We start from the raw sequence: 25,720 nt of genomic DNA, 5'->3' as shown, positions 1-25,720 counted from the left end.
AAATAATAATAAAGATGATAATATTAAGAATTTATATAACCTAAATGTTTTGAAATTGCTGCAGATTCTAAATTATCATCAAAAGTAATTATTAAATTATAATAAAGTATTTATGAAGTTAAATAAAAGGACTAAGCCCAACAGTAAGGGTTTAGTCCTTTTAAAAATACATTTATAGATTAAAAGAATATTGAGGTAATGATATAAGCACTTAAACCAACTAAGAGACAGTATAGTAATGCTGGGCCGAGTGTTTTTCTAATTACACTGCCTTCTTTTCCTGGCATATTCACTACAGCACATACAGCTACGACATTGTGTACGCAAATCATGTTACCAGCTGCTGCACCAATAATTTGTGCAGCCAAGACGGTATAAGGTTCTGCGCCAATGGATTGAGCAATATTTAATTGAATAGGTGAAAATGTCAATGTAGAAACGGTTGCACTTCCTGTAATAAAGGAGCCTAATGCGCCTAAGAAAGGTGCTACGAATAGCCAAATAGGTCCTAAGTATTTAGACATATTCTCAGCAATATATTCTGGCATGCTGATTAAATCACTTGTATTGATTCCAGAATTGATAAACACATGCACCATCACAAGTGTAGCTACTAATGTTATTCCAGTGGTTTTAATCGTATTTAGCGATTCTACGCTTGCTTGCGATAGATCTTTGAACGATTTTCTCTGTATTAGGATGGCAAATAAAGCAGAAAGCAGTAAGATAGTGCCTGGTGAATAAAGAAATTCCCAATCAGATGAAATTGTTTCAAAGCCTAGAATTTGATTCCAAGATAAATCTAACACTTGTGTAGTGAAATCTTTAATCAGTGGTACAGTTCTTGTCAGTAATAATAATATAACGACCATTAAATAGGGTGCCCAAGCAGTTAATAATGGCATGTCATGTTCTGATTTTGTGGGTGCATAACTGTCATCAAAACCGTCTTTCCATTCATTTTTAGGGAGTAGCCAACCTTTACTTGCTGTGACTACGGCTACGATAAGTCCTGTGAGTGAACCGAGAATTGCAACGAATTCAGGACCGAATAGAAAGGCATAGGCAAATGAAGAAGCGACATAGATGAAACCAATACAGGCTAGCCATGGAATCATTTCAACAATAGATTTGAGTTTGTTTGTTTTGCCAAAGAAAATAATCAAAGTAGCAATTAATATAATAGGTATAAAAATACCACTTAGTAAATCTAATGTTGTAATACGTTCAGCTGTAGCTTGAAACAGTGAACTATCTGCGTCATTTAATGTACTTAAACCGACCAATACAGGTGTTCCCACGGCACCAAATGAAACAGCAACGCTATCAGCAATCAAAGCGGTAACAACAGCTATCATCGGTCTGATACCTAGTGCTACCATGAGCGGTGCTGTGACCATTGCAGGTGTGCCAAATCCAGATGCACCTTCAATCAATGAGCCAAATAAAAAAGCCACAATAATAACTTGAACACGCATATCTCCTGATATTTTTTTGAATCCTTCATTAATACGTGTGACTGCACCAGTTTGTCGCAAAGTATTAAGTAACACAAGCGCACCAAATAAAATATAGAGAATGGTAAGAGTTTTATGAGTACCTTGAAGCATTGAGGCCAATATGACATGCCCTTGCATTCCCCAAACAAAGATGCCCAAGAATGTGACAATGAACGCACTAATGATCATACCCTTTAGTGCAGACATACGTAGTAATACTAAAAAAATAAAAGGCACAATGACAGCACTAAAAGCAACAAATAACATCATTTAAAAAATCCCCCTAAGTAAAAATAACAATCATCTAGTCATATGATGATTAAATATTATTCATTGTAAACGCATTCATGTAAAAATTCAAATTCCAATAAATAAATTATTTCATTTAAAAATGACATTTATTTTTAAAAACATACTTTAAGAGTGAAAACGTTTGTAGGAAATTTAAAATTGTAAACACAGTTTTTAATAGTAATTAAAACAAAGAAACGAAAAGAAACGAAAATAAATTTGCGATAATAGAAAAAATGAAATAAGATAATAGAAATAAATGAAAGCGTTTTCTTTTGATTGGAATAAATGAATGCATAGGGTTTTAAAGAAAGCGCATATTATTTGAAATAACATAGGAATGAAAATTTATAGATATAGGGGTGTTATGAATGAATAAAAAGTTAGCTAAAATGGGCATGCCACCGACACTATTATGGGGATATATTGGTGTACTTATTTTTATGATGGGGGATGGCTTGGAGCTAGCCTGGATTAGTCCATACTTACATGATCATGGCCTATCTGTACATCAAACTGCTATATTAACTACTTGTTATGGTGTAACGATTGCTATTGGATCTTGGTTTTCAGGTGTATTAGTAGAGATTATTGGTCCACGAAAAGTAATGTTATTGGGAACGCTATTGTATATTATTGGTCACATGATATTTGTAGGCTTAGCACTTCCATCCATGAATTATGGACTAATGATACCATCGTATGCGATTAGAGGTTTTGGGTATCCATTATTTGCCTATTCATTTTTAGTTTGGGTAGCATATCGTTCTCCACAGAAACGTTTAGGTGCAGCAGTAGGATGGTTTTGGTTTGTATTTACAGGAGGTTTGAGTGTACTGGGTTCATTTTATTCTTCGATGGCGATTCAAATATTTGGTCATATATTCACCTTATGGACTGCGATTTTATGGGTGATTGTTGGAACATTTTTAGCAGTATTTGTAAATCGTGATAAATTTGAAATAGAGAATAAAGGGAATGGTTTTAAAACCCATTTGAAAGAGATGGGCGCTGGTATTACAATTTTAAAACGAGAACCTCGCGTAGCGGTTGCTTGTATTGTAAGAATTATTAATCAAGCTGCACAATATGCATTTCCGTTGTTCCTTCCAATATATTTATCTACGAAAGGTATCGCAACGACGACGTGGTTAAATATTTGGGGTACGATTTTTATTGCAAATATTATTTTCAATCTTATATTTGGCGCATTAAGCGACAAGATTGGTTGGAAAAATACAATATCTTATATCGGAGGCGTTGGTTGTGCTGTATTTACTTTAGGCTTGTATTTTATACCTGAAATATTTACAGGGAATGTGTTCATTATCGGAACAGTAGGATTTTTATGGGGAATGTGTTTAGCTGGATTCGTTCCTATATCAGCACTTGTGCCTTCACTAGTGCATGATGGTGATAAAGGTCCGGCAATGGCTATATTGAACTTAGGAGCAGGTTTGTGTGTATTTGCTGGACCTGGATTAGTCGCTTTATTCTACGATAGTATTGGCGTACAAGGTATGATGTATCTTATATTTGGACTTTATGTAGCAAGTGCGATTATGACTCGTTTTTTAAAAACACCAGAAGAGCGTGGTATTTTGAACGAAAAAGAAGCAACTTAAAATACGATGGATAACATATAATGAAGAAGGCCGTGATATCTATAGATGTCATGGTCTTTTTTCATAGGTAATAATTAAATAAATTGAATAGATATTGAAATATAACGAAATTTATAAAAAAGCCTATGAAATATAAGGGGGTATCTCATAGGCTTTGAATGAAATTGACGATCAACGACTGATTCGAAAATTCATTTCTGATTAAAAGGGTGATTATGGAATTTTTTGAAGTGGAGTGGAAATAAAGGCTTTATTTTTCTTGGAAACCGCCTGAAACAAATTGTGCTACGATTTGTTTAATTACAGCTACAATATCTTTAAACATAATAATTCACCTCCGTGAGATAAATGATTACATTCCCAATATACAACCATTTTGATAATAAAAGATATGTAACGCATAACTTGAAATTTAAAGTTCACAACTGTTTATTTTCAGATATTTTCAATGCTTAAATGACGAGATTTTCGACGTTATTGTTTAAGAGACTTTAACTTTTTTTAAAATTGGAAAAAGCTGTCAATGTACATAAAATTAAATAATATTCATTTTTTAGTATAAATATACTTGAAATATCATTTAAATACCTTTATTATGTATATAAATCTTATAAAACATTGGAGTGATGAAAATGGGGCGTACACAACAGCATTAAACAAGCTAGCATTATTCAAGGGTAAAGACTTTTTGAAGACATGTGATTTTTCAGCAGATGAGTTACATACTTTAATTGATTTTACTGGTGAATTAAAAGAAAAGAAAAAGCGTGGTATTCCACACCCGTATTTAAAAGGGAAAAATTTGGCATTCTTATTTGAAAAACCTTCTACTAGAACGCGTTCAGCATTTAGTGTAGCAGCATATGATTTAGGCGCTTATCCTGAATACTTTGGGCAAGGTGATATTCATTTAGGAGTTAAAGAATCCGCAGAAGATACTGCCAAAGTTCTAGGTAGAATGTATGATGGTATTGAATTTAGAGGTCATCATCAGAAAGATGTAGAAGCACTTGCTAAAAATGCAGGTGTACCAGTATGGAATGGGCTCACTAATGAATGGCACCCAACTCAAATGATTGCAGATTTTTTCACATTAAAAGAACACTGGGGAACATTACAAGGTAAAACATTGACTTATGTCGGTGATGCTAGAAATAACGTAGCTCATGATTTACTTATTACGGGTGCAATTTTAGGTGTGAACATACATGTAGCCGCACCAAAAGCGTTACAACCGGATGAAGATATTCAAGTTATGGCACAAAAATATGCTGCTGAATCATCGAGCGATATATTAATTACAGATGATATTCAACAAGCAATCTATCAAACAGATGCAATATACACAGATGTTTGGTTTTCAATGGGTGAAGATCAATCGGTATTAGAACCGCGTATCAATCAATTATTACCTTATCAAGTAAACAAAGAGATGCTGATCAACACAATGAATCCAGATGTTATCGTATTACATTGCTTACCTGCATTTCATGATGTAAATACACAAGTAGGACAACAAATTTACGAAACGTATGGCTTAACTGAAATGGAAATTTCAGATGACGTATTTAAAGGTGAACATGCTGTCATTTTTGACCAATCAGAAAATAGATTACACTCTATTAAAGCAATTATGGCTGTAACACTGGGTGATATTTTTTAAATTAGATGTTAAGTATTATGAAGAGATTTTGTAATGCTACTATAAAAAGGATGGAGCCTGGGACAAAAAGAAATGTCTTACACTCTTTTCCTACGATTAGTCAGTAGATGACTGAATTGAACATGTCAAGGCCAACTTAATTTAATGCATAGATAGTGTTAGCATTTTATTATGAAATAGATCGACGTTTCTACTTGTAAACAATCAACAAATTTAATTTGTTGGTTGTTTTTTTATCTTCAAATTTAAAAATGAAGTTAAGGTGTGACTTTCGTTGAAATGAAGGAAGTTGAAAGTATATATCTAAAATGAATTTGGACAACATCTGGATAACTTAATAGATGCATATAATAGATAATGATAACACTTTATGAAAATATTTTTCATATTGTTCTATTGTATTGATTAATATTTTCTTTGACTGTATATTGATGTTAATTAGGAGGTTATAGCATATGAGTAAGTTGTTTGAAAAAGCACAACAAATTGGGAAATCATTTATGTTACCGATAGCTATTTTACCAGCAGCTGGTTTATTGTTAGGTATTGGTGGTGCGTTGAGTAATCCGAATACAATCAAAGCCTATCCAGTATTGGATATTGCGCTCTTGCAAAATATATTTATTTTAATGTCAGCAGCAGGAAATATCGTTTTTCAAAATTTACCGGTTATTTTCGCGGTGGGTGTGGCATTAGGTTTAGCAAAAAGTGACAAAAGGCACGGCTGGTCTAGCAGCAATGCTTGGGTTTTTAATTATGAATGCATCAATGAATGGTTTGTTGACGATCACAGATACATTGGCGAAAGGCAACTTGGCAGAAGAAGGTCAAAGTATGGTATTGGGAATACAAACTGTAGAAACAGGTGTATTTGGAGGTATTATCACCGGTATTATGACAGCTTTGTTACATAATAAATTTCATAAAATATCACTGCCTGCGTATTTAGGTTTCTTCGGTGGGTCACGCTTTGTACCTATCATCACTGCAGTTTCTTCAATAGTGCTAGGTGTGGTTATGTTCTTTATTTGGCCAACGGTACAAGGATGGATATTTGGTGTCAGTGGTCTAGTAGATAAAACAGGGGTTATTGGTACGTTTTTCTTTGGTTTTTATTGAGGTTATTAGGACCATTTGGTTTGCATCATATTTTCTACTTACCGTTTTGGCAAACCGCACTGGGAGGTTCTTTAGAAGTTAAAGGGCACATGGTTCAAGGAACGCAAAATATATTTTTTGCACAGCTAGGTGATCCTGATGTAACTAAATATTTCTCAGGCGTTTCACGTTATATGTCTGGAAGATTTATCACAATGATGTTTGGACTTTGCGGTGCAGCATTAGCAATTTATCACACGGCGAAGCCTGAACGTAAAAAGTAGTCGGTGGTTTAATGTTATCTGCAGCATTAACATCGTTCTTAACAGGTATTACAGAGCCTTTAGAATTCAGTTTCTTATTTGTTGCACCAATGCTATACGTAATCCATGCCGTTTCAGATGGACTAGCATTTATGATGGCTGACATTTTCAATATCACTGTGGGACAAACATTTAGTGGCGGTTTCATTGATTATTTATTGTTTGGTGTACTACAAGGTAATGAAAAGACGAATTTCTTATGGGTCATTCCAATTGGCATCGTTTGGTTTGTGCTATATTACGTCATATTTAGATACCTCATTACGAAATTTAATTTTAAAACGCCTGGTCGTGAAGACGAAGGTGTAACAGAAACAGTTGAAGCAACTGATCGTGCTAAAATGATTATTCAAGCGCTGGGTGAAAAAGAAAATATCGATGTCGTTGATTGTTGTGCAACTAGATTGAGAGTAACGTTAAACAGTGATAAAGCTGTCGATAAAACAATGCTAACTTCTACAGAAGCACGTGGCGTGATTCAAAAAGGGAACGGTGTACAAGTTATCTATGGGCCACATGTTACTACCATTAAAAACGAAGTAGAAGAACTTTTAGAAAATGATAAGTAAGGTATTCAATTAGAGGATGATTAAAAGATTAAAGAAAGTTTTGGTGAGATGATGAATGTAATCAACTTAAAAAATCGTACGATTGGAAGCCAATACGTAGCAACAGAAATACTGAAACAGGTTATCTCCAAACCTAATGCTGTATTAGGTTTAGCCACTGGTAATACCATGATTGAAGTTTATAAAACGTTAGCAGCGTTATTAAATGTGAATCAAATAGATCTATCCAATGTCGTAACGTTTAATTTAGATGAATATGTAGGTTTATCTGCAGAACATAATCAAAGTTATCATGTTTATATGAATGCGCACTTATTTAATCATAATCAAACATGGAATAATAAAAATATTTATTTGCCTGTAGGTGATGCGCCTAATATTGAATTAGAAAGTGAACTTTATGAACAGCGTTTAGGTGAAATCGGTTCAGCTGATATCCAAATATTAGGCATTGGTGAAAATGGGCATATTGGCTTCAATGAGCCATATTCATCTTTTGAAAGTGTAACGAGAGTTGTTGATTTAACACCTTCAACCATTAATGCGAATAGTCAACATTTTGAAAATATAGAAGACGTACCTAAGCAAGCGATTTCTATGGGATTGTCGTCTATTATGAAAGCAAAACGGATCATATTGTTAGCATTTGGTAAAAATAAACAGCAAGCAATAAAAGCTTTGTTAGAAGGCGAAGTGTCAGAAGCATTGCCAGCTTCTATTTTGCACAAACATCCTAATGTAGAAGTTATTATTGATGATGAAATTTTTACTTCACTCATAGAAGATGGAACATTGTAAGTGAGATATAAATAATCATATGCGTCCTTCAAAGTAGACATTCTAAAAATGACAACTTTGGAGGGCGCATTTTTTATGTCTTGTAATAATTAAATACTATTTTTAATGAATCAAAAATGAGTCTGTATCGTTTTTAATGAAATACATAAAGTATAAATCTTAAATGAAATAATAATTTAAAAATTGATTTTTGTAAACGTTTGCAATTATAATGTAATTATACAATTTTAAAAGGGGTGTGTAGTTATGGTTAATGTGAAAAAAGAACGTATGAAAGTCTATGTTTTGGATAACGGACGCATGAAGATGGATAAGAATTTGATGATTGCTAATTCCAATCAAGCAACATTAGATGACCCTAACGCCAATAACGAGATGCATGAATTCCCTATATATACTGTGTTTATAGATCACCCAGATGCTAAAATCCTTTTTGATACAGCTTGTAATCCGAACGCTATGGGAGATAGTGGGAGATGGATAAGTGCAACACAAAAAGCTTTTCCGTACTTTGCTGATGAAGCTTGTCATTTACCTAATAGACTTGAGCAAATTAATGTAGATCCTAAAGAAGTCGATTTTGTTATTGCTTCACATTTACATTTGGATCATGCAGGGTGTTTAGAATATTTTACGAATGCAACTATAATTGTCCATGATGATGAATTAAGTGGTGCAATGAAAACATATGCACGAAACCAACAAGAAGGGGCTTATATTTGGGCAGATATAGATGCTTGGGTGAAAAATAATCTGAAATGGAGAACGATTAAAAAAGAAGAAGATAATTTGAAACTAGTAGATGGGGTTCGAATTTTAAATTATGGTAGTGGTCATGCATGGGGCATCATTGGTCTAGAGATTGAGAGTGCTGAATTAGGAACGATTATATTAGCATCGGACGCAATATACACCAAGGAAAGTATAGAAGATACATTGAAGCCACCAGGTATTTTATATGATTCTATTGGATGGACGAAATCTGTGGAGAAAATTCAAAGATTAGCAAAAGAAAAAAATGCTCAAATTTGGTTTGGACATGATGGCGAACAATTCGAAGGATTTAGAAAATCAACGGAAGGTTATTATGAATAATTGCTATTTTATCAAAGTATCTTTAAATCACTACAGTGAATGAGGAGTGTATGTTATGAAAACAAGAGCGGCAGTATTGCGTGAGATGGGTAAAGATGCACCATATACAGAAAGTCATCCTTTAACAATAGAAACTTTAGAACTTCAAGGGCCTCAATCAAATGAAGTACTTATAAAAATAGGCGCAGTGGGTTTGTGTCACTCTGATTTATCTGTAATTAATGGCAGTAGACCACGTCCAATGCCAATGGTGTTAGGGCATGAAGCAGCTGGAGAAATTATCGAAGTAGGTGAAAATGTTTCGGAATTTGAAGTGGGTGATCATATCGTATGTACATTTATACCAAGTTGTGGACATTGTATTCCGTGTCGTGAAGGCAGACCTGCCTTATGTGAAAATGGTGCAGCGGCAAATGAAAAAGGAGAAATGTTAGAAGGTGGCTTTCGTTATGAATCTGACCGTGATGAGGTAATGCATCATCATTTAGGTGTATCAGGTTTTGCAGATTATGCAGTGGTATCTACAAATTCAATTGTCAAAGTAGATAAAAAGATTCCATTTGAAAAGGTGGCGATTTTTGGTTGTGCAGTCATTACGGGCATAGGTGCAGTCATTAATACAGCTCGCATTAATGCAGGGAGTACTGTTGCGGTTGTTGGGCTTGGTGGCATTGGTCTTAACGCAATTCTTGGTGCACGCCTCGCAGGTGCAAGTGAAATTATTGCACTAGATATTAATGAAGAAAAATTTGCATTGGCTAAATCACTTGGAGCAACAGCAGTATTTAATTCAGGTGAAGCACATACAATAGAAGATATTAAACAATATACGCAAGGTGGTGTGGATTATGCTTTTGAAACGGCGGGCGTAGTACCTGCCATGGATGTCGCATATCAAATCACACGTCGAGGTGGAATGACAACGACAACAGGTTTACCGGATCCCAAACACCAATTTTCATTTCCACAAGTAACGCTCGCTGCTGAAGAGCGTACGATAAAAGGTTCATATGTGGGAAGTTGTGTTCCTGACCGTGATATACCACGTTTCATCAACTTATATCATCAAGGTCGTTTACCAGTAAATGAACTTTTAACAGATACATTACCTTTAGAACATATTAATGAAGGGTTTGACCGCTTGGCGCGAGGTGAAGCGGCACGTTTAGTAGTGAAAATGGATTAGGGGTGTTCATATGAGTCGTTTTAATGACACATTAGAAAAGTATTTGTTACCAGTCGCGTCTAAATTGGGATCGAATAAAATTTTAATTTCATTGAGAGATGGTATTATCGTTGCGATGCCATTGATTATCATTGGATCACTATTTCTTGTCATTAGTGGTATAGCCATACCGGGATGGATTGAATGGTTGGAAGCACAAGGCATACAACCCTATTTAATGAAAGCAGTAAATGGCACATTTGGATTGATGGGATTAGTTGCAAGTTTTGGTGTGGCACATAGTATTGCTCGACAGTATGATACGGATGGTGTTTCAGCAGGAATTATTTCCATGGCTGCATTTTTAGTTGTAACACCTAATGTTATGACTGGTGGCAAAACACCAGAAGAAGCTATACCTCAAATGTATATGGGAAGTCAGGGACTTTTTGTAGCATTAATTATAGGGATCTTTTCCGGATTGATATTTCAATGGTTTATTAATAGAAATATAAGGATTAAAATGCCCGATCAAGTTCCACCTGCAGTAGCGAAAAGCTTTAGCGCATTAATACCTGGAGCTGTCATTATTTTATTGTGGCTTATGATCTATATAGCATTAGATAACCTTCCTTTTGGAAACATACATGACCTTATTGTTAATACATTAGGTGTGCCATTAAGTTTAATGGGAGGTACTTTAATAGGTACGATTATATTAGTAGGACTAAATAGTGCCTTTTGGTTTGTAGGTATTCATGGTGCAAATGTAGTAAATGCGGTTATGCAGCCAATATGGCTTAAGAACATAGATGAAAACCGTATTGCATATCAAGCTAATCCTCATGGCGATTTGCCACATATCATCACGCAACCTTTTATAGATAATTTTGTATTTATGGGGGGCGGTGGGTCAACCATTGGCTTAGTGATTGTCATTGCCATTTTAGCCTTTAAAAAGCGTTCTAGTAAAATTACGAAAACAATGGCACCACTGACATTGATGCCTGGTATTTTTAATATTAATGAACCGACCTTGTTTGGTTTGCCAGTCGTTCTCAATGTTAGGCTGATTGTACCCTTTATATTGGCGCCGATGATCAATGCGACGATTACTTATTTTTCCATGGCAAGCGGGCTTGTTCATTTAACTAATGGTACTGCGATGCCTTGGACAATCCCACCTATTATTAGTGGGTTTTTAGCTACGGGTCATGTTAGTGGTTCATTGGTACAAATGGTTTGTATCATTGTTGATATCTTATTGTATTACCCATTTTACAGAACGATGGAAAAATATAATTTGCAACTAGAGCAAAAAGAAGCAGATGAAACAAAAGAAATCTAAACAAAGGGGATTTGTCTCATGGTAAAAAGATTATTAAGTGCGAATGCATCTGAAATCGTTGAAATGACAGCCACAGAATTAAAACAAAGTATTAAAGCAAGCGATGGTCGTGTTGTATTATCTGAAAATGTGGTCACACGTACTCCAGTCATTCCAGATATTACAAATGCTGAACTTGCTCGTGCATTTGGCGCAGATTTAATTTTATTAAATGGTTTAGATGCCTTTGATCCTAAAGTTGTTAATGTAGATGAAGATAAACAGGTTATCAATGAATTGAGACGTCTTGTTTGTAGACCGATTGGTGTCAATTTAGAACCAGTAGATGAAACCGCAACGATGTCAGAAGAAAAACTAAATATTGTAGAAGGTCGACAAGCAAGTTCGAAAACGGTAAAGGCATTAGAAAAATTAGGTATTAATTTTATATGTATGACAGGGAATCCTGGGACAGGTGTAACGAATGATAAAATTGTCAACGCTATTTCAGAGACACGAAAGCATTTTACAGGACTTATTATAGCGGGGAAAATGCATAGCGCTGGTGTAGATGAACCTGTAATAACGGAAACGTATGTAGATCAATTTATAGACGCTGGGGCAGATATTATTCTTGTACCATCAATTGGCACGGTACCAGGATTTGATGAGGAACAATTGAAAAATATTGTTAAAGCAGTACACCGTCGTGAAGGTTTAGTTATGTCTGCAATAGGAACAAGCCAAGAAAGTTCTGATCCAAGTACCATTAGGGATTTTGCGATACGTAATAAAATCTGTGGTGTTGATATTCAACACATTGGTGATGCTGGTTATTGCGGTCTTGCACCAGTCAATAATATTTTTGAATTAAGTAAGGCAATCAGAGGGGAAAGACATACAGTATCCATGATAGCTAGATCGATTCAACGTTAAATGATGAAACTACGCTTTTAATCAGGAGGAATTTTTTATGGCAGAAAAAACAATCATGTTGGTATGTGCAGCGGGAATGAGTACAAGTATGTTGGTACAAAAAATGCAAAAAGAAGCTGAAAAGAAAAAGCTTGATAGAGATATTTTTGCCGTTTCCACTTCAGAAGCAGATCAAAAAATTGAAAGTGACAATATAGATGTATTGCTACTAGGACCACAAGTTCGCTTTAAAAAAGATGAATATACTAAAAAATGCTCTGAGAAAGACATACCTGTAGCGGTCATTGAAATGAGAGATTATGGAACGATGAATGAAGAAAATGTATTAAATACAGCTGAACAATTGATGACAAAATAGAGGTGGTTCAATGTCAGAAGCGGAAAATAGTTTAGAGTTTGCCATGTCACTTATTGCATACAGTGGTGACGCCAAAAGTCATGCAATGGAAGCCATCTATGCGGCAAAGAAAAATGCTTTTGAAGAAGCTGAAAAGAAATTAAAACTTGCAGAAGTTTCATTATTAGAGGCACATCATATTCAAACAAATATGTTAACCAAAGAAGCGCAAGGTGATGAGATAAAAATGTCGCTGTTAACCATTCACAGTCAGGACCATTTAATGACAGCTATTACGTTCAAAGATATGGCAGCAGAAATGATCGATTTATATAAAAAGATGGATTCGAAAGCATAAATATATTAAGTATCATTGAAAAAGTACATTTTCAAAAGATTTGAAGATGTACTTTTTTGTTCATTATTGTAAAAAAAGGAGTAAACAAGGGAATCAACTTAATTGTGTTATATGTTAATTAATTGGAATTAAAAAATAAATGTATGTTTGGATAAAAAAGTTATTGACTTAATGAAGGGTTAGGCATAGAATATTTTTATTCCGATAAGAATAATAAGAATAGAGGGCGCGAAATGAAAAAAATATTATTAGGTATACTGACGTTACTTTTAGTTGTGGGACTCGCAGCTTGTGGTACTTCTGACAAAAAAGACAATGATAACAAAAATAAAACTGCAAGTGAAAATAAAACATTTGTTGTAGGTACGGAAGGGACCTATGCACCTTTCTCATATCATGATAAACAAGATAAACTAACAGGTTATGATATTGATGTAATGAAAGCAGTAGCTAAAGAAATGGGTTACAAAGTTAAATTTAAAGAAACACAATGGGATTCTATGTTTGCTGGATTAGACTCTGGTAGATTTAATGTGATAGCGAACCAAGTAGGTATTAATGATGAACGTAAAGAAAAATATAAATTCTCAGAACCATATACGTATTCAGAAGCAGTATTAGTCGTTAATAAAAACAACAAAGATATAAAATCATTTGACGATGTTAAAGGTAAGAAATTGGCTCAAACGTTTACTTCAAATTATGGTAAATTGGCTAAATCTAAAGGTGCAGAATTAACGAAAGTAGATGGCTTCAATCAGGCTATGGATTTATTACAATCTAATAGAGTTGAAGGTACATTTAATGACAATATTTCATACTTAGATTATAAAAAACAAAAACCTAATGCAGATGTGAAAATTATTGAAGGTAATGCTGAGAAGAGTCAATCTGCATTAACATTTAGTAAAAAAGAAGACGATGCAACAATTGAAAAAGTAAATAAAGCAATGAAAAAATTAAAAGATAATGGTGAATTAGCAAAAATAAGTAAAAAATGGTTCGGCGAAGATGTTTCTAAATCTTAATACTGAACAGCAACATGCATTAGACGCAGCTGGTCAAGCATTTGCACCGATGCTTGAAGGATTAGTGAAATTTTCTATACCTATTACATTAGTAACCTTTGTGTTAGGTTTAGTGATTGCGTTACTCACTGCGTTAATGCGCATTTCAACAAGCCGTATTTTAAGAGGGATTGCTCGTTTTTATATTTCAATCATCCGAGGCACACCGATGATTGTACAATTATTCATTATCTTTTACGGGATCCCTGAACTCGGCAGATTATTGACAAATAACTCTGAAAATCAATGGACGTTAGCACCAGTTATCGCAGCAATTATTGGTTTATCATTAAATGTAGGGGCATATGCTTCTGAAATTATTCGTGGAGGTATTATGTCTATACCTAAGGGTCAAACAGAAGCGGCCTATTCAATCGGTATGAATTATCGACAAACGATTCAACGTATTATCTTGCCACAAGCGATTAGAGTATCCGTACCAGCATTAGGTAATACATTTTTAAGTTTAATTAAAGATACATCACTTTTAGGATTTATATTAGTAGCTGAGATGTTTAGAAAAGCACAAGAAGTCGCTTCGACGACATATGAGTATTTAACTATTTATCTACTTGTAGCACTTATGTACTGGGTGGTTTGCTTTATCATTTCAATTGCACAAAACTTCTATGAATCTTATCTTGAAAGAGGGTATCGCTCATGATTGAATTAAAAAATATAAAAAAATCATTTGATGATAAAGAAGTTATCAAAGGGATTGATTTAAACGTTAATCAAGGAGAAGTTGTGACATTTATTGGACGATCAGGTTCAGGTAAGACGACTTTGTTGAGAATGATTAATGCTTTAGAGTTGCCTACAGAAGGTGCTGTGTATGTTAATGGAGAGACTTATAGCAATGCAGATAAGAAATCACAGATAAAAGTCCGTAAACAGTCGGGCATGGTATTTCAAAGTTATAACTTATTCCCACATAAAACGGCATTAGAAAATGTAATGGAAGGTCTCATTACTGTTAAAAAAACGAAAAAAGATGAAGCAAAGCAACAAGCATTAGCTTTATTGGAAAAAGTAGATTTAACTGCTGTAAAAGATCAAAGACCGAATGCTTTATCTGGAGGGCAACAGCAACGTGTAGCAATTGCTCGAGCTTTAGCCATGAATCCAAAAGTAATGCTGTTTGATGAACCTACGTCTGCGTTAGATCCAGAACTCGTTAATGATGTGCTTCGTGTCATCAAGGACCTAGCTAATGAAGGTATGACAATGATTATCGTGACGCATGAAATGCGATTTGCTAAAGAAGTATCTAACAAGATTGTATTTATACATGATGGTGTAATTGGAGAATCTGGGCCTCCAGAGCAAATCTTTAATCATCCACAAAGCGCTGAACTACAAAGATTTTTAAATATGATTCGTGAAGTTTAATGTTGAAAGAAAATTTAGCGAAAGTATTATGATAAAACGATTGCCTTGTTATATATACTGACAAGGATGATTAGGCAGTCTGAAGAATAGCATTTTAAAAAGTGATAGCGATGTATTTTCAATAGAATATATGATTGCCTAAATAAGGTGAGTCCGAGACATTTAGTTATGTCCGGGCTTTTTTTTATAAAACGATATCATATATGCACTTTGAACTTTATAATTTAAAAATATAATGATTTTTTATTTGATGTGCAACTTTTCGCATTTAAAGACGAAAGAGATTACACATCTATTATCTTTAGAAAGCGTTTACAATAAAGAGGCGAGGAGGTTGCTAATATGTTAAGTAAGCGACAGTATCATATTTTAACGTTCATACTTGAATGTGAAACTTTTGTGCAAATTCATCATTTAGCAACGCACTTTAATGTTACAGAAAGAACGATACAGTACGATCTTGAATACATTGAAGATATGGCAAGTAACCTAGGTTTAAATATTCAAAGGACTAAGCAAGAGGGGGTCAAAATAACCACAACACCAGAACAGTTAAAGCGCTTTGCACCTAAATCGACAACGTATACAATACATTATGCAAAAGAAGAGCGCTTGTTATATATAACGTTAAAATTACTTGAAGCCAATACGCCGACATCATCACAAGTGCTTGCGACCACCGTATCTGTTTCAAGACGAACGATTGTGGAAGATTTGAAAAGCGTTCAAAATTGGTTAGAGCAGCATGACTTAAGGCTTGAGTATAAGAAAAATAAAGGATTTGTCATTCAAGGCCCAGAAAATGCATATCGCAAAGCTTACGCAGAAATGGTGCGTGAATATTTTAAAATGTATACGCATGAGATGGGGCATGACTTATTTTCAAATCATGAATTAGAGCGCATTCGTTCAAGTGTTACAACTGTGCTGAGAAATACAAATTATCAATTAGTACAAAGTGCAATAGACGGTTTGATTTATCATATACTCATCGCGATGCATCGAATAAATGAAGATTTTATTTTTAAAATTCCAGATGATGCATATTTGAAATTGAAGGAAACAGAGCAGTTTCAAATTGCGCTACAAATTCAAGAAAGGCTTGAAGGCAATTTCCAGATTCATTTTCCAAAAAGTGAAGCGGCATTCATAACATTGCATTTACTCGGAGCTAAAACTTCAGAAAAGAATCAGTTAAATGAAGAAATTGATACGTTAGAACTTCTGACGGAGCAATTGATTGAACGTATGAGTGGCGCGCTAGGACTTGATTTGGTGACAGATATTAAATTACGCAATGGCTTAATTGTACATTTGAGACCAGCAATTCATAGATTGAAATTTGATATGACACACGAAAATCCATTGAAAGATGAAATTATAAGCCAATATCCTCAATTAATAGATGAAATTAAAAAGCATGTTTGGATCATTGAGGAAAATTATCAAATTGTATTTAACAATGACGAATTGACCTATATGATATTACATTTTGCATCTGCTATTGAAAGAATATCAACGATTAAGACAAATAAAATTAAAGTCGTATTACTATGTGGATCGGGTATTGGAACGTCACAATTATTAAAAAGTAAAATAAGGCACATTTACCCAGAGTTAGAAATTATGGATGCCTATTCAATATATGAAGTGGATGAAACGATATTGAAACATGAAGGGGTCGATTACATTATCTCTACGGTGCCTTTTAAGGAAACTGTCGTCCCAGTTATTCAGGTTTCTCCATTTTTAGATAAACATGATCGGGAGCAGTTAAATAGAATAATCAATCAATCTAGAGAAAAATATGTAATTCAGTTGCGTGGATTAGGTCCAACGTTAGAACAAGTCTTGCCACAATCCAGAGTTAAAACACAGCAAGCATCGCGAAATAGAGATGAAGCAATCAAGCAGAGTGTGGCACTACTTGTCGAGGATGGTGTAGTGGAACCAGCTTATGCTACAGATATTATCAAGCAGTTAGACACGTTTGGACCTTATATGGTGGTTAGTCCTCATATTGCACTCATTCACGCTCAACATGAACATGTTAAACAATCGGTAGGCTTTAGTCTTATACATTATAAAGAAGGTATTCATTTTTCGCACGATGGGTATGATCCTGTTTTTATAATAATTATATTAGCAACAGAACATCCTCAAATACATTTAAATGCGTTACGTCAGTTTAGCGAGTTAATCATGGATGAGACATATAGAGCAACCATGTTTTCTGGAGATTTACAAGCAATAATGCAAGCTATTAGTAAGGTAAGTCAGGAATAAGGAGGTGCTTTTAAATGAGTTTAGAAATTCTGTCAGCTGACAAAGTTCAAATAAAGGAACAGGTTGATAATTGGGAACAAGGCATTGCTTTAGCTGCGCAACCATTATTAAACCAAGATTACTTTGAACAAAGTTATATTACATCAATGATTGACAGTGTAAAGAAATTAGGACCGTACATTGTTATTGCGCCAGAAATCGCAATTGCACATGCGAGACCCAATGATGAAGTAAACAAGATAGGACTGAGTTTACTGAAATTAAATCAACACATTAATTTTTCAGAAGAAGGTCACTATGCGTCACTTATATTTGTACTTAGTGCAGTAGACAATGAAGGACATCTTGAGATCCTAAGGCATTTGGCAACAACGCTAGGGGATCAAGAAGTGGTCAATCAATTATTGAAAGCACAAGAAGTTAAGGACATATTAAATATATTTAAAGGAGAATGATGAAAATGAAAATCTTAGTTGTATGTGGTCACGGGTTAGGTAGTAGCTTTATGGTAGAAATGAATGCTCAGGAAGCTTTGAAAAATTTAAATGCACCATCTGATATAAAAGTAGAACACAGCGATGTAATGAGTGCAAGCCCTGATATGGCAGACTTATTCATTTGTGGGAGAGATTTAGAAGAAAATACTAAAAATTTAGGCGACGTCATTGTATTAGATAATATTTTAGATAAAGAAGAACTTCAAAATAAATTAAGTGAAAAATTAAGTGAGTTGAATCTTTTATAAATAACGCCTAAGGAGGTAATAAAATGAAACCGATTTTAGACTTTATCGTTGATATTTTAAGCCAACCTGCAATACTAGTTGCTTTAATCGCATTTATAGGATTGATTATGCAGAAAAAATCAGCAACAGATATCACTTCAGGTACGATCAAAACGATACTGGGATTTTTAGTATTAAGTGCTGGGGCGAATGTAGTAACGCAATCACTTGAACCATTTGGGAAAATATTTCAACACGCGTTTGGCGTGCAAGGTGTCGTGCCCAACAATGAAGCAATTATTTCAATAGCATTGGAACAGTATGGAACAACAGCTGCATTAATTATGGTGTTTGGCATGATAGTTAATATCATCATAGCGCGTATTACTAATTTGAAATATATATTTTTAACGGGTCATCATACATTTTATATGGCTGCTTTTTTAGCTATATTATTATCAGTCGGTCATATTACTGGAACGCTAACTGTTGTCATCGGTGCGATTATTTTGGGGCTGATTATGGCGATACTACCTGCATTAGCGCATCCAACAATGAAAAAAATAACGGGTAATAACCAAGTTGCTTTAGGACACTTTGGTACGATAAGTTATTGGGCAGCAGGTGAAGTAGGAAAGCTATTTAAAGGTAAATCAAAATCAACAGAAGAAATTAATTTCCCAAAAGGGTTAAGTTTTTTAAGAGAAAGTACGATTAGTATTTCGTTAACGATGACCTTATTATATTTTGTAGCTGCACTGTTTGCAGGGCCACACTATGTACATAGTGAAATTAGTAACGGTCAGAACTTTATTGTATTTTCTCTCATACAAGGTGTCACGTTCGCTGCGGGTGTGTTTATCATTTTGACAGGGGTACGTTTAATCTTAGCTGAAATTGTGCCAGCATTTAAAGGTATTTCAGAAAAACTCGTACCCAATACGAAACCTGCATTAGACTGTCCGATTGTCTTCCCATATGCACAAAATGCTGTACTCATTGGATTTTTTGTTAGCTTTATTGTAGGCGTCATTGGCATGTTTGTCTTATTCTTATTCGGAGGAGTGGTTATACTTCCTGGCGTTGTCGCTCACTTCTTCCTCGGTGCTACCGCAGGCGTCTTTGGTAATGCAAGAGGTGGTATTAAAGGTGCTGTAGCTGGATCCGCATTGAATGGTATCTTAATCACGTTCTTACCATTGTTATTCTTACCATTTTTAGGAGACTTAGGAGGCGCGGCAACAACATTCTCAGATACGGATTTCTTAGTCGTAGGTATTGTTTTTGGTAATGTTGCGAAGTTCCTTGGATTAATCGGTATCATTATTTTAGTGATCGTTGTAGCTGCATTCGCCATTATTTTACAAAAAAGAACAGATGCTAAAGAAGTAAAAGAGCAATAAATAACAACACAATCACTTCAAAATGAAATAGATTAAGCGCCCAATGCAGTAATAGTTGCTTTGGGCGCTTATTTTGTCATCATTTAATGCCAATGCAATAGTAATGGGCCTTGTTCACCCCATAGTGGGTCTGTTTCAGGTAATGGCACATTTTCAATATTCATGATATCTTGCGTTCTGTTATTTTTATCTCCAGTACAAATATCGAAAGACTGACCGTTAGGATATGCACCCATTACGGTAAAGTCATGACTGGCATTTAATAATTTGTGCCCAGTACCAGCCGGTAATATCAGCACATCGCCAGCTGTGACATTAATTGTTGAACCATTACGCCCACCTATAAGCAAATTGGCCTCTCCTCTGATCACTAAAAGTGTTTCATGCGCGTTACTGTGATAATGATGATACGAAAATACACCACCAGTCCAAGTATTGCCCCATTGATTAGAGGTAATGGTTTTTTCCAAATGTTCATGTGAACCCAATACATGGTGATAAGTCAAAACAGGTAAGGTGGGATTATTCGGTATTGTCCCATCATCTATGAAACATAAAGTGGATACAGTGATGTCTGACATAGGTTTCATCTATTCATTCACCCCTTAATTATTATGATTTATAATATACGATTTGACTTGTGGTTGCTAATAAATTATGGTCCTGACTCCATATTTCACCAGTTTGATCGAAATTGCCATTAAAGAATTTAAGTGCACGTGTATGTCCAAGTACTGAGCGGCTTCCGTTGGCTAAGAGTGTTTCTGCGTCGGCATGGAAATAAATTGTCAGTGAGATGGTGCCTAATGGGACGAGTTCTTTGCGACGTACATAAATTCTTGGGAAAAAAGCATCACAAATTGCAGCTAGAGATAAAAAATCTAAGTCTCTGTTAGGGTTATCTCGTATCCATTGTAAGGTAATTGAATCAGGATAATCCGTTGTCGCTATTGCAAGTGGTGCGCCTTTAATCATTCTAATTTCATAATTTTGTGCCCATGGCGGTGCACTATCTAAAGGTGTTGGTTCAATTTGATCTGGATTTGGAACGTCTGGAAAGGATAACTCTGTAGAAGACCATGTATCACGTCTGTTTGCTGTAACTGCAGTACCAGTAATTATGATTTGTTCATTTTGTGTAAGTTCAATATACCAATGTTGTGTTGAGCGATTGGTTCTGCTCGGTGTGGCAACGATTTTAAAGTCGCCATTCGCTACTGGGGCAGCATAGTTGATTGTTAATGAAATAGGAACTCCTAATCTTTCATCATGATCTAATACAGCACGTAATAATGTAGAAGCAATGACACCACCAAAAGGTCCAACCATATTGGCGTAAGACTCAGATGTTTGCCCACAATAAACACCTGAGGATTGTATTGTGAGTTCTGTCGCTTTATCAAAATTATGTTTAGATGACATTATCAATTCCTCCAATTATTTAAGCTCATGTAATGCTATACCCTATAATTAAAGCGTTTACAGCATATTTTATTTAGAAATTTGAAGGATATTAAAAAAATTATCAATATGATATTGCTTTTTGGCATAGATACCAATGGTGCGCGAGGCGTTAGGTAATTGAATGTGTGGATAAATATCACTGTTAACTTTTTTCATATAGGATTGTGGGCAAATGGCCACACTATCACTTGTTGCAATAAAGTTCATGATAGACTCTCTATCTTTAACATAGGACAAATCCATTTGTTTTGGGTCAATTTGGTTCTTTTTAAAATCAAATGTATCGCCTGGAGGTTCTAATAGATAAAAATGTTGTTGCTGCAAATCATTCAAATTGATTGTTTCTGATTGAGCTAGAGGGTGATTTTTTGAAAATACTAGTTCGAATGGTTCGTCAAACCAATATTCATAGCAGATGCCTTCTTGAAGTTCTGTTTATTCACCTATGACTGAATCAATGTCATCTTGCTGCAATTGAGCCAATAAGGCAGTAGCTGCATTAGAAAAAAATGGGTTTAGACATGCACTGATAGATGCAATCAATGCAGTTCAACGATAAGGCAAAGATAATTGGAATTTAAAGTGTAAGTAACCATAATGCATATGCTTATTGCAATAATGTACTATATCTGTAACCTGAAGCATCAATATAATGGTATGCATAATTAGTTTAGTGAGGTGCGTTTAGTAATGAATTTATTACCTTTCATTATGTATACTTTTTTGATAACAGTGACTCCAGGTCCAACTAATATAGATATTTTGAATACGATTAGAAATAAAGGGTTGAAAGGTGGCATTCAATATACCTATGGTGCTATTACGGCATTCGTCTTTTTACTCATCATATCTACTGTTGTGAACATTTTTTTATCAGAAAAGATGCCTAGCTTTTTATTATTTATGAAATTAATCGGTAGTATCTATATGTTATATTTGATTTATACGCTTTTCAGAAAGCATAGCGAAAATAAAGTGGAAAATGATATTGGAACATTTTATTCAGGCTTTGCTTTACAATTTTTAAATCCCAAAGTAGTGACATTTACAATGACTGTCATTCCCACCTTTGTATTAGTGAATCAGCCGTCCACGCTAATGATTTCAATTTATGTTATTATGACTTCAATCATTGCGCTAATTTCATTTAGTTTTTGGATATTTTTTGGAACTTTGCTTAAGACTTTTATACAGAAACATGAAATGATTGTTAATATAACCATGGCACTATTTTTATTATATGCAGCTATTATAGTGTGGGTATGATGCTTAGGAAGTGTTTAGATGAATGAATTTAATTTTAAAAATGCAATTGGCATAACGGCCTTAGAGGTCAAAATGGATGATTTCACCTATAAAAAGCATTCACATCAAGAATATAGCATAGGTGTGACCTTAAAAGGCATTCAAGGATATCATTTAAAAGGAGAACGAAAACAGTCTTATCAAAATGGGGTTATGTTTTTTAATCCAGAAGAAAACCACGATGGTATGTCTAATGGTGTACAAGGCTTGGAGTATATCATGCTCTATATCAAACCAGAACAATTATTAGAAGCTACAAATCAAAAACATATGGTTCAATTTAAAGAGCCGATTGTTTATAATAACAAAATAGCACAAAACATATTGCAATTAGCTAATTCTATTTTTAATGGATCAGATGATGTAATTTGTTATGAACATTTTCAAAACCTTGTGGATGGTTTGAAAATAGATACTTATTATGATGAATTTAATGTTGATAATGTTAAATTAAAATTAGCAAAAGACATTATTAAAAATAATGTTTCAACTTCGTTTAAATTAGATTTCATCTGTAGCGAATTAAATTTATCAAAGTATCAATTTATAAGATTTTTTAAGCAACAAACAGGGATAACACCGTATCAGTACTATATAAATTATAAAGCTGAAGTTGCTAAGCATATCATAGAAAAGAGTAAAGATGTATATCTTGCTATAGCAGAATGTGCTTTCGTAGATTTAGCGCATTTAAATAAGGTATTTAAATATCGATATGGCGTAACAGCTTATCAATATATGTCAAAACTAAAATAATATTGCATTTATCGACTTAACTTTAAACAGCGCATGTCATCTCATAATAAAGATGACATGCGCTGTTGTATTTCAGATGTGTGATCTGTTTATATTATTTAAGCATTTCTTTATAGACTTTATGGTTTTGGTAGACGCATTTAAGTAATGGGGCGTCAATTTGGTACGTATCGGCTAAGTTTAATAAATAACCTTGTAAGTGATCTGTTTCAATATTTAATCCTTTTTCCATGTCACGTTGCATAGAAGTCTTAAAATGGTATGATAACTGATCAAATGATGTCATATATTGTGATACAATATCGTCTGCGAGTGGCGCTCGATGTGCACGCATTATCGAAGTGACTTCATTGTATAAAGAGCGAACGAAGTTAATGCCACCATCACTGTCTCGAATAGGACCAATAGGCGCATGCATTAATGTTGTGATACTGGATAACACAGTAATCATTAAATATTTGTGCCACATGCCTTGCTCGATTGAAGTGCTTAATTTGAATTCTGCCTTTGTTTCAGAAAATGCTTGTGCAATTTTTTGTGCGCGTTCACTTTTACTTCCATCTAGTTCTCCAAAAAAGAGTTTATCAAAAGGGCTTGTTTGTATGATTTCTCCCATACTATCTAATGTTGTTTCTATCACACAATAGCCACCCATAACTTTGTCTCTACCAAAGATAGATTGTAATTGTGGAATATGTGCGACACCGTTTAATAATGGAATGATGGCAGTATGACCATCGACAAATGGCTTCAAATCTGTCATGGCTTGCTCTAAATGATAGGATTTAGAAGAAAGTAAAATAACATCGAAAGGCGCTACGCGATCGTCTTTTGTAATGAGTTGAGGATTGAAATGATAATCTCCCTGCTCACTGTGGATGGCTAATCCATTTCTTTCTAAAAATGACTTGCGTTTGGGTCTTACTAAGAATGTCACGTTCTGTCCGCTTTCGGCTAATCTGCCTCCAAAATAGCCTCCGATACCGCCAGCACCTAATACTAATATACGCATTGAATACAACTCCTTATACGCTATGTGTGTTGATTTGTTAATTGATGTATATATACCACATTTGTGGGGCATATACGCATATGAAAATAATTTTCAAATAATTCAATAGATGTAGTTGGGACAATATATTTTATTTTTAAATATATGTTTGAAATCAATAAAGGTTGTGCAATGTAATAAGTGTTCACTAATTACAAACATGGAGGGGTTCCAATGTCGTTTAAAAATGATCATAAGTATCAGTGGAAAGATATACAAGGGAGAGATTTTCTACTACCGTTTATTTATTTGATAGGTAATTTTTGTTTATCTATAGTCATCTTAACAATCATGATCGGAATCAATGAAACGCAAGGGAAAAATAACGCTAACTTTAATGCTAACTTTTCAGGTACGCCAGGCATATTAATGGAAATGATTGCCTTTATAATTATATTCGCGTTATGGATTTTATTCCATAGACATTCATTTAGACAATCGTGGAAACAGGGGCTACAAAATATTAAGCAACACTGGAAACTCATTGTCATTACATTTATCGTTATTATAGTGTTTAAAGAAATTTATCCATATTTAGTAAATGCATTCGCACCAGAACATTGGAAATTTGAAGAAACACAAAATGACAAAATGGTGGAGGAAATGTTTGCTACGCCTGTATCAACCATATTAGCTTTTTTCTCAATTGTAATTATTGCACCAATGACAGAAGAATTTTTATTTAGACATTTAATTATTGGCGAATTAGGAAAGAAATTAAATTTCTATGTTATGTCTGTTATTTCAATTATTGTGTTTGCATCTTTACATGTAACAGAAGCTAAATCTCCATTAGAAATTGTGATGTATCTTGCCATAGCAGTTGGTATTGTATATGTATATATGAAATCGCAGCGTAGTTTAGCTGTAGCCCTTGCGTTACATGCTTTGAATAATTTATTAGCGTATATTTTCATGATTATCATGTAATTTACATAATTCTTAGTGATATACCTGTCTTCTTTGTGAAGGACAGGTATATTTTATCGTGTTAGTGTTTAGAATTTTCTAAAAACTCATTGACTAATCTTGAGCATAATGCTAGGATTAAACCACTAAACATACATATGATTGACTCTTATCAAGAGTGGTGGAGGGATGTGCCCGATGAAACCCAGCAACCGTCGATTTTTCGAAATGGTGCTAAGTCACAAAAAGTTATTTAACTTTTGGAGATGAGAGAAAGTG

The 25,720-nt window shown here is 34.4% G+C and carries 24 protein-coding genes, 1 pseudogene and 1 riboswitch; of the genes and pseudogenes, 20 read left to right on the top strand and 5 right to left on the bottom strand.

The genetic code is table 11. The annotated features are described in order from the left end of the window. Positions 1 to 179 precede the first annotated feature (179 nt). Positions 180 to 1,769 (bottom strand): L-lactate permease, encoded by a 1,590-nt coding sequence (locus KA893_RS06515; protein ID WP_069821640.1) that lies wholly within the window; start codon positions 1,767 to 1,769, stop codon positions 180 to 182. A 392-nt stretch (positions 1,770 to 2,161) separates the two neighbouring features. On the opposite strand from KA893_RS06515, the gene KA893_RS06510 reads away from it, so the two are divergent. The 17 genes and pseudogenes from KA893_RS06510 to KA893_RS06430 all read left to right on the top strand — a co-directional run bounded on the left by KA893_RS06510 (position 2,162) and on the right by KA893_RS06430 (position 19,956). Then, positions 2,162 to 3,415 carry an MFS transporter gene (locus KA893_RS06510; RefSeq protein ID WP_041079468.1) on the top strand — a complete coding sequence of 418 codons (1,254 nt, stop codon included), beginning with the start codon at positions 2,162 to 2,164 and terminating at the stop codon, positions 3,413 to 3,415. A gap of 595 nt (positions 3,416 to 4,010) precedes the next feature. Beyond that, the gene (argF, locus tag KA893_RS06505; RefSeq protein WP_175268005.1) at positions 4,011 to 5,078 is read left to right on the top strand and encodes an ornithine carbamoyltransferase; all 1,068 of its coding nucleotides are present in this window, start codon (positions 4,011 to 4,013) and stop codon (positions 5,076 to 5,078) included. 455 nt (positions 5,079 to 5,533) lie between these two features. Beyond that, positions 5,534 to 7,068, top strand: a pseudogene (gene ptsG / locus KA893_RS06500) (glucose-specific PTS transporter subunit IIBC). A gap of 51 nt (positions 7,069 to 7,119) precedes the next feature. Then, positions 7,120 to 7,866 carry a glucosamine-6-phosphate deaminase gene (nagB, locus tag KA893_RS06495; RefSeq protein ID WP_037537547.1) on the top strand — a complete coding sequence of 249 codons (747 nt, stop codon included), beginning with the start codon at positions 7,120 to 7,122 and terminating at the stop codon, positions 7,864 to 7,866. Between the two features lie 246 nt (positions 7,867 to 8,112). Continuing rightward, positions 8,113 to 8,961, top strand: coding sequence for an AhlS family quorum-quenching N-acyl homoserine lactonase (gene ahlS, locus KA893_RS06490; protein WP_041079459.1), 849 nt, complete (start codon positions 8,113 to 8,115; stop codon positions 8,959 to 8,961). A gap of 55 nt (positions 8,962 to 9,016) precedes the next feature. Further along, positions 9,017 to 10,147: a zinc-dependent alcohol dehydrogenase family protein gene (locus KA893_RS06485; RefSeq protein ID WP_002482183.1), complete on the top strand. Its 1,131-nt coding sequence runs from the start codon at positions 9,017 to 9,019 to the stop codon at positions 10,145 to 10,147. Positions 10,148 to 10,157: 10 nt separating this feature from the next. Continuing rightward, positions 10,158 to 11,474 carry a PTS sugar transporter subunit IIC gene (locus KA893_RS06480; RefSeq protein WP_129334979.1) on the top strand — a complete coding sequence of 439 codons (1,317 nt, stop codon included), beginning with the start codon at positions 10,158 to 10,160 and terminating at the stop codon, positions 11,472 to 11,474. An 18-nt stretch (positions 11,475 to 11,492) separates the two neighbouring features. After that, complete coding sequence (locus KA893_RS06475; RefSeq protein WP_041079457.1) at positions 11,493 to 12,389, top strand: DUF7916 family protein; 897 nt, start codon at positions 11,493 to 11,495, stop codon at positions 12,387 to 12,389. Positions 12,390 to 12,426: 37 nt separating this feature from the next. Further along, a complete protein-coding gene (locus KA893_RS06470; RefSeq protein ID WP_194375844.1) occupies positions 12,427 to 12,747 on the top strand; it encodes a PTS sugar transporter subunit IIB in 321 nt (106 codons plus the stop codon). Between the two features lie 10 nt (positions 12,748 to 12,757). After that, positions 12,758 to 13,084, top strand: a complete 327-nt coding sequence (locus tag KA893_RS06465; protein ID WP_011302231.1) for a PTS lactose/cellobiose transporter subunit IIA — start codon at positions 12,758 to 12,760, stop codon at positions 13,082 to 13,084. Positions 13,085 to 13,317: 233 nt separating this feature from the next. Beyond that, the gene (locus tag KA893_RS06460) at positions 13,318 to 14,112 is read left to right on the top strand and encodes an amino acid ABC transporter substrate-binding protein (RefSeq protein ID WP_011302232.1); all 795 of its coding nucleotides are present in this window, start codon (positions 13,318 to 13,320) and stop codon (positions 14,110 to 14,112) included. Then, positions 14,096 to 14,815, top strand: a complete 720-nt coding sequence (locus KA893_RS06455; protein WP_041079455.1) for an amino acid ABC transporter permease — start codon at positions 14,096 to 14,098, stop codon at positions 14,813 to 14,815. The genes KA893_RS06460 and KA893_RS06455 overlap by 17 nt, the downstream gene beginning before the upstream one ends. Further along, a complete protein-coding gene (locus KA893_RS06450) occupies positions 14,812 to 15,543 on the top strand; it encodes an amino acid ABC transporter ATP-binding protein (RefSeq protein WP_002482190.1) in 732 nt (243 codons plus the stop codon). The genes KA893_RS06455 and KA893_RS06450 overlap by 4 nt, the downstream gene beginning before the upstream one ends. Before the next feature lie 342 nt (positions 15,544 to 15,885). Beyond that, entirely contained in the window at positions 15,886 to 17,829 is a 1,944-nt protein-coding gene (locus KA893_RS06445; protein WP_129334980.1) for a BglG family transcription antiterminator, read from the top strand. Between the two features lie 14 nt (positions 17,830 to 17,843). Beyond that, positions 17,844 to 18,284 (top strand): PTS sugar transporter subunit IIA, encoded by a 441-nt coding sequence (locus KA893_RS06440; RefSeq protein ID WP_002482192.1) that lies wholly within the window; start codon positions 17,844 to 17,846, stop codon positions 18,282 to 18,284. A gap of 5 nt (positions 18,285 to 18,289) precedes the next feature. Further along, positions 18,290 to 18,574 (top strand): PTS sugar transporter subunit IIB, encoded by a 285-nt coding sequence (locus KA893_RS06435; protein ID WP_037537550.1) that lies wholly within the window; start codon positions 18,290 to 18,292, stop codon positions 18,572 to 18,574. Between the two features lie 23 nt (positions 18,575 to 18,597). Next, entirely contained in the window at positions 18,598 to 19,956 is a 1,359-nt protein-coding gene (locus KA893_RS06430) for a PTS ascorbate transporter subunit IIC (protein WP_002482194.1), read from the top strand. A gap of 83 nt (positions 19,957 to 20,039) precedes the next feature. Here the strand turns inward: KA893_RS06430 and KA893_RS06425 are convergent, their stop codons facing one another. The 3 genes from KA893_RS06425 to KA893_RS06415 form a co-directional block, all read right to left on the bottom strand. After that, positions 20,040 to 20,546 (bottom strand): cupin domain-containing protein, encoded by a 507-nt coding sequence (locus tag KA893_RS06425; protein ID WP_069826123.1) that lies wholly within the window; start codon positions 20,544 to 20,546, stop codon positions 20,040 to 20,042. Positions 20,547 to 20,568: 22 nt separating this feature from the next. Beyond that, positions 20,569 to 21,378, bottom strand: a complete 810-nt coding sequence (locus KA893_RS06420) for an acyl-CoA thioesterase (protein ID WP_081326481.1) — start codon at positions 21,376 to 21,378, stop codon at positions 20,569 to 20,571. A 69-nt stretch (positions 21,379 to 21,447) separates the two neighbouring features. Beyond that, positions 21,448 to 21,837: a LysR family transcriptional regulator substrate-binding protein gene (locus tag KA893_RS06415; RefSeq protein WP_081326480.1), complete on the bottom strand. Its 390-nt coding sequence runs from the start codon at positions 21,835 to 21,837 to the stop codon at positions 21,448 to 21,450. Between the two features lie 273 nt (positions 21,838 to 22,110). Here KA893_RS06415 and KA893_RS06410 point away from each other — a divergent pair, with 273 nt between their 5' ends. Next, entirely contained in the window at positions 22,111 to 22,686 is a 576-nt protein-coding gene (locus tag KA893_RS06410; RefSeq protein ID WP_041079447.1) for a LysE family translocator, read from the top strand. Positions 22,687 to 22,704: 18 nt separating this feature from the next. Further along, entirely contained in the window at positions 22,705 to 23,481 is a 777-nt protein-coding gene (locus tag KA893_RS06405) for an AraC family transcriptional regulator (RefSeq protein ID WP_069826126.1), read from the top strand. A gap of 94 nt (positions 23,482 to 23,575) precedes the next feature. Here KA893_RS06405 and panE read toward each other — a convergent pair whose 3' ends face one another. Further along, positions 23,576 to 24,493 carry a 2-dehydropantoate 2-reductase gene (gene panE / locus KA893_RS06400; protein ID WP_069826127.1) on the bottom strand — a complete coding sequence of 306 codons (918 nt, stop codon included), beginning with the start codon at positions 24,491 to 24,493 and terminating at the stop codon, positions 23,576 to 23,578. Positions 24,494 to 24,706: 213 nt separating this feature from the next. Between panE and KA893_RS06395 the strand changes: the two genes are divergently transcribed. After that, positions 24,707 to 25,462, top strand: a complete 756-nt coding sequence (locus KA893_RS06395) for a CPBP family intramembrane glutamic endopeptidase (protein ID WP_069826128.1) — start codon at positions 24,707 to 24,709, stop codon at positions 25,460 to 25,462. 145 nt (positions 25,463 to 25,607) lie between these two features. Further along, positions 25,608 to 25,714, top strand: a riboswitch (SAM riboswitch). Positions 25,715 to 25,720: the final 6 nt, after the last annotated feature.

The organism is Staphylococcus sp. GDY8P126P (assembly GCF_017891965.1).
Lineage (GTDB): Bacteria > Bacillota > Bacilli > Staphylococcales > Staphylococcaceae > Staphylococcus > Staphylococcus saprophyticus.
This window is presented reverse-complemented; position numbering and strand designations above follow the sequence as displayed.